The 13960-nt window shown below is 44.3% G+C and carries 11 protein-coding genes and 1 tRNA gene; 11 read left to right on the plus strand and 1 reads right to left on the minus strand.

Annotated features, from left to right (window positions below; genetic code table 11):
* The 3 genes from KQI64_RS05790 to KQI64_RS05800 all read left to right on the plus strand — a co-directional run.
* Positions 1-681, plus strand: a 681-nt coding sequence (locus tag KQI64_RS05790; protein ID WP_330623026.1) for a hypothetical protein, incomplete at its 5' end; no start/stop codon positions are given.
* 5 nt (positions 682-686) lie between these two features.
* Entirely contained in the window at positions 687-3926 is a 3240-nt protein-coding gene (locus tag KQI64_RS05795) for a DEAD/DEAH box helicase family protein (protein WP_216523776.1), read from the plus strand.
* A gap of 12 nt (positions 3927-3938) precedes the next feature.
* Positions 3939-5018 (plus strand): hypothetical protein, encoded by a 1080-nt coding sequence (locus KQI64_RS05800; protein WP_216523777.1) that lies wholly within the window; start codon positions 3939-3941, stop codon positions 5016-5018.
* Between the two features lie 352 nt (positions 5019-5370).
* Here KQI64_RS05800 and KQI64_RS05805 read toward each other — a convergent pair.
* A tRNA-Trp gene (locus tag KQI64_RS05805) sits at positions 5371-5446 on the minus strand.
* Between the two features lie 534 nt (positions 5447-5980).
* On the opposite strand from KQI64_RS05805, the gene KQI64_RS05810 reads away from it, so the two are divergent.
* From KQI64_RS05810 to KQI64_RS05845, 8 genes are all read left to right on the plus strand, one after another.
* On the plus strand, positions 5981-7195 hold the full coding sequence (locus tag KQI64_RS05810; protein WP_216523778.1) for a tyrosine-type recombinase/integrase: 1215 nt from the start codon (positions 5981-5983) through the stop codon (positions 7193-7195).
* Between the two features lie 246 nt (positions 7196-7441).
* Complete coding sequence (locus KQI64_RS05815) at positions 7442-7852, plus strand: ribbon-helix-helix domain-containing protein (RefSeq protein ID WP_216523779.1); 411 nt, start codon at positions 7442-7444, stop codon at positions 7850-7852.
* Positions 7853-7891: 39 nt separating this feature from the next.
* A complete protein-coding gene (mobP3, locus tag KQI64_RS05820; RefSeq protein WP_330623027.1) occupies positions 7892-9367 on the plus strand; it encodes a MobP3 family relaxase in 1476 nt (491 codons plus the stop codon).
* A 755-nt stretch (positions 9368-10122) separates the two neighbouring features.
* Complete coding sequence (locus tag KQI64_RS05825) at positions 10123-10485, plus strand: BlaI/MecI/CopY family transcriptional regulator (protein ID WP_216523781.1); 363 nt, start codon at positions 10123-10125, stop codon at positions 10483-10485.
* Position 10486: 1 nt separating this feature from the next.
* Positions 10487-11785 carry a M56 family metallopeptidase gene (locus tag KQI64_RS05830; RefSeq protein WP_216523782.1) on the plus strand — a complete coding sequence of 433 codons (1299 nt, stop codon included), beginning with the start codon at positions 10487-10489 and terminating at the stop codon, positions 11783-11785.
* Positions 11786-11810: 25 nt separating this feature from the next.
* Complete coding sequence (locus KQI64_RS05835) at positions 11811-12905, plus strand: hypothetical protein (protein ID WP_216523783.1); 1095 nt, start codon at positions 11811-11813, stop codon at positions 12903-12905.
* A 117-nt stretch (positions 12906-13022) separates the two neighbouring features.
* Positions 13023-13511, plus strand: a complete 489-nt coding sequence (locus KQI64_RS05840; protein ID WP_216523784.1) for a DUF5684 domain-containing protein — start codon at positions 13023-13025, stop codon at positions 13509-13511.
* Positions 13512-13526: 15 nt separating this feature from the next.
* The coding region (locus KQI64_RS05845) for a hypothetical protein (protein ID WP_216523785.1) at positions 13527-13960 on the plus strand (434 nt) is incomplete at its 3' end.

Here is a 13960-nt window from a genome sequence, read left to right on the forward strand (position 1 = left end):
AACTGGTTAGATGGAAAACCTTTGACCCGTGACACAGGCATTCCACAAATCATCAAATACATGCGCTTGGAAAGCTACGAGGACGCTTTGTCCAATATTGAATTCAACAGCGAAGAAACCGGCTTGCTATCCCTGTTCGGGGACGATTATCTGATCCGCTATATGCTCGATCTTGAAACCGAGGGCAGCCTGCTGAATGTTGCCGCGTTCAGCAATCCCTTTGACTATAAAATGAAAATAACCGAGAAGAACGAGAGCAGGCTGCGTAACGTTGACCTCTGCGAGACCTTCAACTATCTGATCGGTTTATCAGTCATCCGTCAAAGCAGTGTCACATATTTTAAGACGGTCAAAGACGTTGACGGCGAATACGACGGCGCGGTTAAGCTGGTTCCCGACCGCAGCGGCAAATTCGCCTTTATGCAGATCGAGGGAACCCTGCCAAACGGCGACCGCGCCCTTGTGATCTGGCGTATCGTTACCCCCGATACGGTGGAATCCAACGCGGCGCTTGACGCCTATTTCCTCAAGCACCGCATCAATCCGCAGGACAGGGAGTACGACGTGATTTTTGTCAACGGCGATAATAACCTTGAAAACCTGCGCACAGACAAGGAAATTTGGAAGGTCGTCATGACGGAAACCGAATTCAAACGTCGTATGTTTGAAGAAACAGAGTGATAATAATGGCAAGAAAAACAAAACAAGAACCATTGCGGTTTGAAGAATATCTGATACTCTTCAAATACTTTCTCCGCGTTATCGGGATTGATCGTTTGGCGGATCTGGGCAAGCGGTTGAATTCCCATGAATATGAAGGCAGAAACCAAAACGGCTATACTTATTTTATAGAAGAAATCATACTGTTGACCCAAATCAAGGGCGTGGCGATCAATGAGGACAAGCTGCGTCGGTATGATGAAAACATCTGCCGCCATACCGATATCATCGGCGCCAAACGCGGCGGCGTCAAATGGAAGTATTTTCAGTACATTTCTCTGTTATTTACAGAAATGTATCTTGACAGCTATTTCAAGGATGTCAACGCTTTTTGCGACAGCTTGAACGATTTCAGAACACAGCTTGAAACAGAGAGCTTAGGCAGAGTATGTTTTGAACCGTTCACGCCCGAAAAACTCAACAAGGTCGCGTTCATGTCTGCCACCGGCAGCGGCAAAACACTGATCATGCACGTCAACATCCTGCAATATATCCATTATTTCAAGCTAGCCAAACGCATGAACAGCAGATTGTCCCTGAACAAGATCATCGTGCTGACGCCGAATGAGGGTATGAGCAAACAGCATTTGGGCGATTTGCTGGAATCCTCTTTTTCAGCGGCTCTGTTTGAGAAGGATACCGGTTTTGGTAACCAGCGCGAGGATGTCGTTGTCATTGAAATCAACAAGCTCAAGGAAGACAGCAAGGTAAAGACCGTTGCTGTTGACAGCTTTGAGCAGAACAACCTTGTTTTGGTAGACGAAGGTCACCGCGGCTTGTCGGGCAATATCTGGTACGAATACCGCTCCAAGCTCTCTGCCGAGGGCTTTGCCTTTGAATACTCGGCAACCTTTAAGCAGGCGCTCAAGCCCGAATCCTCGAAAAAATCTGACAGGGATTTGATGGAGGAATACGGCAAATCCATCATTATGGATTACTCCTACAAATACTTTTATTCCGACGGCTACGGAAAGGATTACCGTATCTACAACCTACGTGAGGCGTTTGAAGAAAGCCACAAGCGTGTTTATCTGACAGGTTGTCTGATGTCATTCTATCAGCAGCTAAAGCTGTTTGAAGTAAAGAATGATGAATATAAGCCGTTTTCTATTGAAAAGCCGCTGCTGATTTTTGTCGGCAATCGTGTGAATAATTCCACCAAGAACGAAGATCTGACCGATGTGGAAGAGGTTATTTGCTTCCTTGATAATCTGATTAAGAATAAGCGGGAAACAATAGCTGATTTGAATGCCGTGATGAACGATCAGACCGTTCTTGTCGTGGGAAATGATGCGCATGATTTGTTTTATCGTGATTTTGAACCGCTGCGCGTCGTATTAAATCAGCCGGACGGTGAATTGTTGTATTCCGATTTGCTGAAATGTATCTTTAACTGCGAATCTTCCTCTGATTCTCCGCGTCTGCATTTGGATTTGTTAAGTCAGGTCAGCGGAGAGATTGGTTTGAAAGTCGGAGAGTATGGCGAGTATTTCGGTGTGATCAACGTCGGTGAACCTGCCAAGCTGATAAAGAGCTTGAAGGAAAGCCATGATGATATCGTTACGCACACCAATGAATTTAAATCAGATTCGCTCTTTGAAGCGATCAACAAACGAAATTCTAATATCAATATTTTGATTGGCTCGCGAAAATTTACAGAGGGCTGGAACAGCTGGCGCGTTTCCACCATGGGCTTGATAAATTTTGCTAAAGGTAAGGGATCTCAGGCGATCCAGCTGTTCGGACGCGGCGTTCGTCTAAAGGGATATTTGGGCTGCCTGAAACGCACCAATCAGCTTGATTATTCCAATGTTACGATTCCACAATACATTCAAAAACTGGAAACGCTCACGATATTTGGCATCAAAGCGCAGTATATGGAGGAATTCAAAAGCTATTTGGAAGAGGAAGGCGCGCCCACCGAAAGCAAGCCGGTTGTGGTCAATTTACCTGTTATCAAACGCTATGATGAGTCGAGCAAAAAGCTAAAGGTGATTCGCGTCAAAAAAGGAATCAGCTTCAAGAAGCAAGCAAGACGCTTGATTTTAGATGCTCCCGATGAGGAATTTACGCGTTACCTGCTCAAGAGCAAAACGGTTATAGATTGCCGCAGCAAAATCCAAACGATCGAGTCACAGGATAGCTTTCATATTATTTCCGAATCCGAAGAGCACTCGTTGCCTAAGGAAGCCATTCGGTACATGGATTATCAGCACATTTTTGAAGCTTTGGTTGAATACAAGAATGAGAAGGGCTATTATAATATCTGTATCGAAAAAGACAGACTGGCAGATATTCTCTCCGCTGACGGTTGGTATGCGCTGAAAATACCCCAGACGCATCTTGAAATAGATTCCGTTCAAAAGCTGTTTGCTGCCGAAGACTACGCTGTAATGGTGCTGAAATCGTATATAGACAAGTTTTTCAGATTTGAAAAAAGCAAATGGGAAGCGCCGTTTTTGGAATACCGTGAATTGGAAGAGGATGACGATAACTTTTTTGATGATTACAGCTTTCAATACATCCCCGAAAATTCAATGGATAAAACCGGCGAGGAGCTTGAAAACTTCATAAACCGATTGACTGCATTGATGAATTCAAATCAAGGTCTGGATGAATATGAAAAATCAGGCGTTCATAACAAACTGCGTTTCTTCGATTTCAGAAATCATTTGTATGCACCGCTGATTAGCTTGGAAAAAAGCTCACTGAAAATCCAGATTTCACCGGTCAGCTTGAATGAGGGCGAAAAACAACTCGTAGATTATTTGTATCTTTATGTGCAAAGCAAACCCGGTATTCTCTACGGCAAGGGACTTTATCTTCTGCGAAATAAAAGTAAACGGGGAATGGGTTTCTTTGAAGCAGGAAATTTTTATCCCGATTATATTCTCTGGATTGATACGGATGATACGCAATATATCACTTTTATCGATCCCAAAGGATTACTGCATTTTAACCCTGACGATCCAAAGGTAGAATTCTATCGCACAATCAAAGATATAGAATCACGTATGGCGCCGACGAACAGTGGCAGTAAAAATATCATACTCAATTCTTTCATTATGTCCACGACGAAGTATCCGCAGTTAAGAGAACGGTGGGGAATGACTTTACCACAACTCGAAAGCCATAATGTCTATACGCTTGATAACAGCGAATGCGTTGAACGGATGATTGGGAAGATATTAAATCCTTTGATGTAAATGTAACGGAGAGTGAATATTATTGAAATGAATAGACCGTTTAATGAAATCGAATATAAAAGATTAGAAGCAGAAGTTCGAAATATGATAAATGATGCTGACTATCCAGACGGACATCCATTCCTGGATTTTCCTAATACACCTGAATCAATGCCTGTAACTATGCTGGTTTTTATCTTATACTTTACTAAAAGCAAGGATATGACAGCTGATTTTGTAAAGAAATGTAACGGAAAGGAGAAAGGCGTTTATTCATTTAAGAAGTACAGAGAAGGTATTTCGGAGTTGATTTGGTTCTATTATTTGCTGGTAAGTGTGATAAAAACAAACCAGATAAAACTACAGGATATTTTTGATGAAAACCACATATTGTTAGAAAACAAATCGAAATTCGAGTTTACGTTTTCAATAGCAGATCCGCCTTGTAAGATTGCTTTTGAGGTTAAGTCGTTATCATGTGACCCTTTTGAACGCGAAAACTGCCTTGTTATTAAGGATGGACAAAGTCTGATAAAACCATTTTTTCCGTCTTTAAAAGAGAGTGAATTTCTTAGGAGCCAGACAGAAAGTCTTGTTTTGACTGAAAGTACACACTATAACCAAATTTCGCAGAATATTAAAAGAATCAATAAGAAATGTATAGGTAAAAGAAATAGCAGTGAAAAACTATATGTTTTCGGTACCATTTTTATCACTACTTCAACGTCGTTTGAGGAATTCTATTCATATTTCTTTAATGATGAGTATGGATTATATGATACGCTGAAACGGAGCAATCTTGACGCTTTAATTCTCGCTTCTCTTGATGCGAAGAATGATTGCTTTCTTGATAATTTGTATGAGAATGAGTACATTCAAACGATACTTCCTCACCCATCCGAAGAACTCATGAAAATATGCAAAGGATTGCGATTAGATAATTATATAGCTTTAGGAGATAATATTCTTGAATTTGTAAAAGAGAAAAGTAAGCAGAAGTATGGTTTTTATAAAATCTTCAATAGAGACGGTTTTCTCAATATTATTCCACAGGAAGCAACTGAAGAACAAATTGAACAGTATCTACAAGGATTGAAGAGTGATTCGCTTTGATTTAGGAGGATTATTTTGCTTAAGATTTGCATATGATGGCACTATATTTGAGATGTTCAAAAATTGCGACGCCTAATCAAAGATAAAACGAAATTAAAAACACTGAAATAATTGTTGCTTAATATGGATTTTTCAGAAGAATTTCGATTTCTGTTGCCGATTTCCACGCGAAAAAATGATGCTCTTTTGATGCTATACCAGACGGAAACGTTGGATTTGTTACCGCCGGACGCACAAATTGATGCTCATTAAAAGCATCAAAAGGGCATTTTCAGACCGCGCGCCGTGGCGAAAACACAAAAAGAAAAGTCCGAAAAGTGGCTTGTTTAAGCCGCTTCTCGGACTTTTGGTTTGGCAGGGGCAGTAAGATTCGAACTCACGGCACGCGGTTTTGGAGACCGCTGCTCTACCAACTGAGCTATACCCCTAAATAAAAAATGCTGCGTAGTGAGCCTCGCTCACTTGCAGGGAATATGATACCACAGACACGCGGTTTTGTCAAGCGTTTTTCAACACAAAAACGCCGATTTGGGTAAGAACTTGTGTTACCGCGTGTGATACGCACGTCATGCGCGTTTTACTTTTTCAAAAATCGCGTGTGACGTACCTGATTCTCGCACGTCATTGTCGTGGTCTGTGACCAATGCTCGACCGCGTTTTTGCATTCGAAAACCGCACGTCTATTTTCGGCGGCTGCGATGCGGCTGGGTAATAAAGCAGCTGGGAAACGCTCTTGACACGTTCCCTCAGATACGTTATAATAAATATGGACAGAGGAATAGAATTATTATCCCTATAACTTGACAAACGCCAAGTTATAGGGATATTTATTTGGATTATATCTTTTGTGAAATACGGTTGGTAATACACAAAAAATCAAGAGAAATCTTGTCTGGGTATTCGCTGGATATTGACCACTGCTTGTGGTATTGTTGTGGTTACCAAAATGAAGGAGTGATACCATGAAACGAGAATTATTAGACAACGGAAACATCTGGCAGAAAAGCGACGGCAGATGGATAGGTCTGGTGCGTTACAAGGATGAGTTTGGTGTAACGCAGCGCAAGAGCTTTTCATCGAAGAAGAAAAAGACACTGCAGGCAAAGATGACGGACTATGTCAAGAACTTCAACGAACAAGTTGCTGACTCGGATGAGTCGCGGAAACCTCTCAAAGAGAGCATGAAAAACTGGCTTCGCGTGTACAAATACCCGGAAGTGGAGCGAACGACATATGACCGATACGAGTGCACAGCCGAGCATCAGATTTATCCCTACATCGGCAACAAACCTGTCGGCGACGTCACGCCTGCCGACATCAAGAAACTGCTTACCAAGCACATGAACGCCGGATACGCCTTCACAACGAGCAAGAAAGCTTACTCACTGTTAAAGATGTTCTTCAAGCAGCTATATCAGGAGGGCGCGATACTGAATAATCCGATGGCGTTGATCGACATGACGAAGAAGGACAACTACCTTGCCGCGCAAAACAAGGAGAGCAAACCGCAGTGCGATATGGTGGTAGTGTTCACTGACGAGGAGCTGGAGCTTATTAGGGAAGAAGCCTTCAAACGATTCGCTAACGGAAAGCCAGTTTATCAGCAGTCGGCGGCATACTTCCTGATGCTCAACACGGGGCTGAGGGCAGGGGAGTTGTGCGGAATCATAAACAGCGATATTGATCTCGAAAATCGTGTCATACATCTTCAGCGCGGAGTGAAGGAAGTCCATGTCAGAGACGGTCTTGAATACGTTGACAAGCTCGAAATTAAAGTCGGCAAGCTGAAAAGCAAAACAAGCAAGCGTGACGTACCGCTTAATGACACAGCGATAGAGATGATAAAGCGCTTACGCGAGGAAGTGTACCTCGGCGAGGACAAGCCCTTGATACCGGACGAGAACGGCAACTTCACCAATCCGAGAAATATGCGAAATCGGTTCTACCGCATACTCGACGCGATAGGGTTGCCACATAAGGGACAGCACACTTTCAGGCATACCTTCGCTACACGGTTAATCAACGGCGTGAAGCAGCCCGACGGCAGTGTGAAATCATTATCAGTAAAGCAAGTGGCGGAGCTACTCGGACATACGACCTCGGAAATAACAGAAATCTACTACGTCAAGCGTGACACAACAAGGCTTGTAGGATTGACCGACAGCTTCAACCTGTGATGACACACATCCCCTCGACAACAACGAGGGGAGCCTGTTTTGCAAGTATCACCTTGTGAAGCGCACAAAACGCCGGTGATTATTTGAAGCAGGTAAAAGCGAGCCGTCCTTTGGTGGACGGCCCGCGAGTGACATCGGACGGCAGAGCCGACCGTTGTGCAGTTTTAGGAGAACAAATCCAGCGTTTGCTGAAAGAGTCCTCGGTATTTGCGGCGTTTGTGTGAACAACATTTTTTGGAGGAACATATGGAAGAATACAAGAAGGTTACTATCAGTTTTACTAAAGAACAATTGGAAAAGCTGAATGAAATTATGGCAAAGGAGCAAGGCTACACGCGCAGTTCTCTGGTGCGTGAGGCAGTGGATAACTATCTCGGTTACCGAGCTCAAAATGAGAACGTCAACTATTTGTCTCCAATCATCAGTCAGAATATCAAGCTGGTGCTGTCACGCTTTGAAGAAAACCTGAGTGAAATGCTCTTCAAGTTGGCAGTTGAAGTAAGCAAAAGCAATATCCTTTCTGCCCGTAACTTTGAGTTGAATGATCACGCTCTGAACTATTTGAACGCTGTGTCTGAACAGCTTGCCGCTGAGCATAACGGCGTTCTCGATTTGGAAAAGGCAATAGATTACATTGACGGAGAAGGAAATGGCTAAGATAATTGCTCGTGTCGCTTCCAAAAGAGCGCAAAAGATATAGCCGACCTCATAAGGTATATGGCTACCCGTGAAGGAGTTGAAAAGCTTCCCGACACCAAGAAATACAATCTCTCATCCTCAAAACAGGATGATTTGATTCTTTCTGTGGTGAAGCACTTCCCTCAGAGCAAAAAGTTTCTTGAATATGAGGATTTCTACGCTATGCCTACACGGGAGAACGCCAGTGAATTTCTCGACGCTGTAGCGGAAAGATACGCTGATCGCGCGGATGAATTGAAAGGATTGGTCAACTACATTTCCAACCGCCCCGGCGTTGAAAAGCTCGGTTCGCACGGATTGTTTACTCAATTTGATATGCCGATTGATCTCGATACAGTGGCGGAACGTGTCGCCAATCACGACGGTGTAATCTGGACGGAGGTAGTAAGTCTGCGACGCGAGGACGCGGAACGTCTGCATTTTAATAACGCCGAAGCGTGGAAAAACCTTGTGCGCCGGAACATGAATGAGATTGCCAAAGCCCACCGAATCAAGGTGGAGGATCTGGAGTGGTACGGAGCATTCCATAATACAACATACCATCCGCATATTCATTTGATTATTTTCTCGAAAGGTCAAGAGGGATTTCTCTCCGGGAAGGGAATCAAAGAGCTGCGCTGTGCCTTCGGTCAGGATATTTTTCGCAATGAACAATACAAGTTGGCGACTATAGAAACCGGCTATCGGAATGAGTTGAAAGAGCAATTGGCTGACCTGTTACAGCAGCTTCAAACACGGCAATCTACTCCTAACGCCGATTATTATTTACTGTTGCTAAGAAAAATCAAGGAAGAAGCAGGGCAGCAGAAGGGAAAGAAGCTCTACGGTTACCTGCCGAGAAAGATAAAAAAGCTGGTTAATTTTGCTCTGCATGAGTTTGCCAAAGACGGTGATTTATCTGAAATCTATTCCAAATGGAACGAGGCTAATCGCGAAAAGCTCAGCCTTTATTACGATACAAAAGATAAACCTGACGTGCCTATTGAGAAGAATACGGAGTTAAGGTCGCTGAAAAATATGCTTATCAGAACAGCGTTGAGTATGAATTGTAACGCGCAGATTAATGTGAACACTGCCCGTATAGGATTTCTTTTCTCTATGTTGGCAAAACAAATCGTCAGCAGCGCAGGCAAAAGATTAGACGAGCTCAACAAGATGATGCCCCTAACCGACAGCAAAGAGCAAGATAAAATTCGCGAGAAAAAGTTGGCTCACGGTCAGAAAGAAGGAGCAGACAGCAACGGTATTGGTGATGAAGTCTACGATAGCCAAGCCGCAGAGGGTATCCTGACTATGCTCGAATACCTGATTTCACTCGGTAATCAGGAAAGCGCACAGGAGACCGAAGAAGATACTATGCCGGAAGTAAACTATGACTTTGACAACGCCTATGCTGAATATCTGAATGATGATAATTATGATGAAGATGATGACTACGATGATGAGGAAGAATACTACGGCCTTTCTCTGTGAACAGCGAGGTTAGCACCCTGTTTCGCCGTGTGTCGCCCTGTGTGCGATTTGTTGGGGCAAGACGGGTGTGTGCCCGACCGGATTGTTCGCGCGGTGTTGGGCGTTAGTTGCGGTTTGTGAGCAACAACCCGTTTTGTCAGGCGTAGCAGTCATATCCATATTTGCCTGTAGCAGACGCCCTTTTTACTATACACGTAGTGTATAGTAAAAACCGAGCGATAGGGCTGTTCAAAATTTGCGACGCCAAACAAAGAAAAGCAATTTCTTTCGTTACTGAAGACGCCTGTTGCAGAGTGAAATGTATTTTTCTCCCCTGTTTCACCGCGTGTCGCCCCGTGTGCGAATTGTTGAGCAAAGACGGGTGTGTACCCGTCCAGATTGTTCGCGCGGTGTTGAGCCTTTGTCGCAGTTTGTGAGTAACAGCCAGTTTTGAGAGGCATTTGAAGGTCATGTTTTCGCTCACCCAAAAAAGAGATTATAGTAAAAAACGGTACTGCGAGCAAAAAACACCCTGTTTCGCCGTGTATTACCCTGTGTGCGATTTGTTGAGGAAAGTAGGGTAAGTACCCGACCAAATTGTTTGCGCGGTGTTGGCGGTTTTTGGACGCATCTCATTTTTGGCGGCGCTATAACAAAGAATACGCAAATAATTCCGCCGAGTCTTATGATAAATTTTGCCAAGAAACACTTGACAAGCTCGTCGATAGGTAGTAGACTATAATTGTCGAAATGATGTAGACAAAGGAGATGAAGCAGTGGAAAATTATACACTTGGGGCTGTAGAAACGAGGTTTGCGGACATCATTTGGGATAACGCTCCGCTCACGACGAACGAGCTGATCGCCCTTTGCGAAAAAGAGCTCAACTGGAAACGCACCACTACCTACACAGTGCTAAAACGGTTGTCGAATCGCGGAATTTTTCAGAAGGACGGTAAGCTTGTAAGCGTAAAAATACCGCGCGAAAGGTTTTACTCGATGCAGAGTGAGAACTATGTTGAACGTGCCTTCAACGGCTCACTTCCAAAATTCTTAGCCGCGTTTACGAGTGAGCGCAGATTGAGCAGGGAGGAAGCGGAAGAATTAAAAAGGCTGATCGATAGCTTGTCGGAGGACTGAGATGAACATTTTTATCGCAACTCTTCTTCGACTCAGCTACTCGGGTGGCTTTGTTATCCTCGGTGTGATGATTTTGCGGCTTTTGCTGAGGGGAGTGCCGAAGCAATCACGACTGATTATGTGGGCGTTGGCGGGATTGCGTTTGAACGTTCCTCTTTTCGTGCCGTCTGTGTTCAGCATCGTACCGGAGCCTGAGCGGTTAATTGCTTACGGCGGAATCATACGGCAGTCAAGCTCATTCCCTACGAAAACACTCATTTCCACCGAGCTTTTGTTTTTCGTGTGGATATCAGGAGCCACGGCGATGATTATCTATATGATTGTCAGCTATCTTCGTCTGCGATGTAAGGTCAGAGAAAATATCCCCGATGAAAACGGAATGTTTGTGTGTGACCGCATCGGCTCGCCGTTTGTGTTGGGAATATTTCGCCCGAAGGTATATACCCCTTCAACGCTCGATGAAAACGAGAAAAGGTATGTGCTCCTGCATGAGAGTGCGCATATCAAACGGCTTGATACGCTGTGGAAGCCGCTTGCCTTTCTGATTCTCAGTGTGCATTGGTTCAATCCGCTCGTATGGCTTGCGTATTTCCTGTTTTCACGCGATACAGAGCTTGCCTGTGATGAAAGAGCGGTAAAGTCATTGCCCCTGAAAGAGCGTAAGGAATATTCGGAAGTGTTGCTTGAATGCAGCGCCAAGTGCTTTGCCGTGGCGGCGTGTCCGTTCGCTTTCGGTGAGCACCCTGTAAAAAAACGTATAGAAAGTGTTCTGAGATATAATAAACCGAAGTTTTATCAAGTCATTTTTGCCGTGACTGCGACAATGGCGGTCGTTGTGTTTTTATTGACAACCCCTGTTACAGCGCGGATCTCACGATCGCTCAGTCCGATTCAGGAGCCGACCTTGCCGGTGCAGAGCCGCGAGAATACCTTTCCGACAGAGGAACCCACAGAGATGATCACCGAGCCTCCGACGGAAGCTTTCACGCAAGCACCGACTGAAAATGAGGAAATCGAGGAAGTGTATGAATTCGCAGCCAATGACAGTCAGATCTATGATGAACCATACAGCTATACTTACGGAGAGGACAGCTCCGGCGACTCCGAAGGTACCGTAACTAACCGTTGGTTTGAGCCGCAGGAGTTTGACATGGAATCCGCGATGAACAGCTATAGCTTAAGTGGAACCGGTTATTCCGGCAGCGGTGATCTCATTCATAACAGCTACTCGGATAATAATTTTGACCCATACACGGACGCGAAGGTAAACAATGTTTTTCAGTGGGATCCATTGAGCTGATTATTCTAAAAAAGGGTGATATGAAATGAGGAAAAAATATATCTTACTGCTCGCGGCGGTCTGCTGTGCTTTGTTTGCAGGCTGTCAGTTCGGCAATAATACGGAATCCGAAAATCCGCCGCAGACGGAAACTGTTGCGGAACAAACAACAGCTGTCGACAACACGCCTGACGTGCCTGTCGGCGATAAAATCGACGTTACTGAGCCGGTCATCACCACCGACTACGAAATGCTTTCCAAATATGGTTTGAACTTTGATGTTTACGCCAGAAAGCCGCGCACCTTCGACGATACCCTGCAGCACAAGGACGAAAACGACCTCTATATCACGGACAGGATGTGCAACTCCTTTGACTACTTTACCACCATCGAGGCGGTCTATGTTAAGCGCGAAAACCGAACGGTTAACCTGTGCTGTTATCTCGCCGACCGCCGCAGCGAAAAGGCAAAGGAGATAGTTTTCAAGGTCGATGAGGACAAGAAACGAATAACCCCGACCCAATATGTCTGTGCCGAAGGCGATTATCATATGAAGGGATTTTTCTCAAATGAACAGAGCGAAAAACTCGCCTTTGACTACACCGCTCTGAAAAGCGAAGCGGTCGCGAACAAAGCGCGCGCTTTGCTTCATACGCCTTTATTGAACCAAGTCAATACCGTCTCGGATGAAGCGAGGTTGAACAGCGGCGCAGAGACCGACGATATTATGAAATATGTCGATGTTGCGCATATGCTGAAACAGGATATCTCAGAGATTGAGGAAATATCTTATAACGCGTACATTCCGCGCCACAACCGCATAGGGCTGATAAACACCGAGGAGCACTATCACCCGTGGTACTTCTGCCTTTATAAAATCAAGGAGAGCACGGACGTTTCGGTAACGGTAGATAACAGCAAAAACGAGCTCATAATCAAGGGCAAATATTCCGATTACAACACCCACAGCCACACCTACACCGCCGAGATAAACAAGGATAACGGAGTTATGCTTAACAGAGTTGAGAAGAACGGCTCGGGCGATGTGGTTGAAGAAATCAATACGATTATGATCGCAATCGATCGCGAGATAGACCAAAGTGTGTTTGACAAGCTCGTGCTTCCGTCAAAGGATAACTAACGCTCATGGAAGTTTGCATTGATCGGAATACTTGGAAGCACAGTTTCCTGTTCGGCTGCGGCGAGTGTGATATAGCCGCGAAACAATCTGTTTTCAAAAAGTGGGAGGATTATTGGAATGTACCGTGAAGAAATGAAAATGGCAGTAATAGTGATCATCTACGCTTTATTCATAGGCGCGGAACTGATTGCAACCGCTGTCGGACGCTGGCTTGTATTCAAAAAGATGGGCTTGCCCGGCTGGAAGGGAATTATCCCGTTTTACAGCGAAAGCGTTTTGTTCCGCAAGCTCTGGACTATCAAGCTGTTTTGGGCATATATTGCGATCTTTGCCGTGTACTTCGCATTGTGTTTTATAGCTCCCGTGCTTGGATTTTCCGAGCTTTTCAGCCAAACGCCTATAATAAGAGCTTCGTTCTTTATATTTATTTTATTCGCGGCAATAGGTGCGCTTGTATCGGAGTTTGTAATACTTTTTAAGCTGAACAACCGCCTTGCGAGAGCATTTGGGAGGATCCCCGGTTTTGCAGTAGGTCTTACCTTTATTCCGCCGGTTTTCTTTATGATGCTTGGGCTCAGCAGATCGGAATTAAATAATTTGATTTAGTAAATCGGTGGTAATATGAATGAAATAAAGCTAAAAAGCTGGAAACCTGTTATCATATTCATCTGTATTGTTGCTCCGATTGTTCTTTTCTGTTTCCTGATGATATTATCAGGTCGGGTAACTGTGAATCTGAAAGGATATGCGGTTGATTCAAGCGACAATCTTTATATCGGAAAAGAACATAGCATAGAGGTATATAAAGAGCAGAAGCTAATAAACAATATTCCGATACAGTATACCGATTATGCTTTCACCATCAAAAACGGACAGGAGATCGTTCTTTCGGCAAACAATAATACGTATTATCTTGATTTGCAAGGCAACGAAACCCGAAAAGAGAAAGACACACAAACATATAGCGCAATATGCCGAATCAATCATTTCGAGTCGGAAAAAGGCGATGTATATATAAAATCAAATATGTTAGGCTACTACCGAATCATTCGCAA

Source organism: Lachnoclostridium sp. MSJ-17 (genome assembly GCF_018918205.1).
Lineage (GTDB): Bacteria > Bacillota > Clostridia > Oscillospirales > Acutalibacteraceae > Ruminococcoides.

Excerpts from the sequence above, each read along its gene's own strand:
- KQI64_RS05815 (WP_216523779.1), top strand. The coding sequence starts at position 7,442 with ATGGAAGAATACAAGAAGGTTACTATCAGTTTTACTAAAGAACAATTG.
- KQI64_RS05830 (WP_216523782.1), top strand. The coding sequence starts at position 10,487 with ATGAACATTTTTATCGCAACTCTTCTTCGACTCAGCTACTCGGGTGGC.
- KQI64_RS05795 (WP_216523776.1), top strand. The coding sequence starts at position 687 with ATGGCAAGAAAAACAAAACAAGAACCATTGCGGTTTGAAGAATATCTG.
- KQI64_RS05810 (WP_216523778.1), top strand. The coding sequence starts at position 5,981 with ATGAAACGAGAATTATTAGACAACGGAAACATCTGGCAGAAAAGCGAC.
- KQI64_RS05840 (WP_216523784.1), top strand. The coding sequence starts at position 13,023 with ATGTACCGTGAAGAAATGAAAATGGCAGTAATAGTGATCATCTACGCT.
- KQI64_RS05835 (WP_216523783.1), top strand. The coding sequence starts at position 11,811 with ATGAGGAAAAAATATATCTTACTGCTCGCGGCGGTCTGCTGTGCTTTG.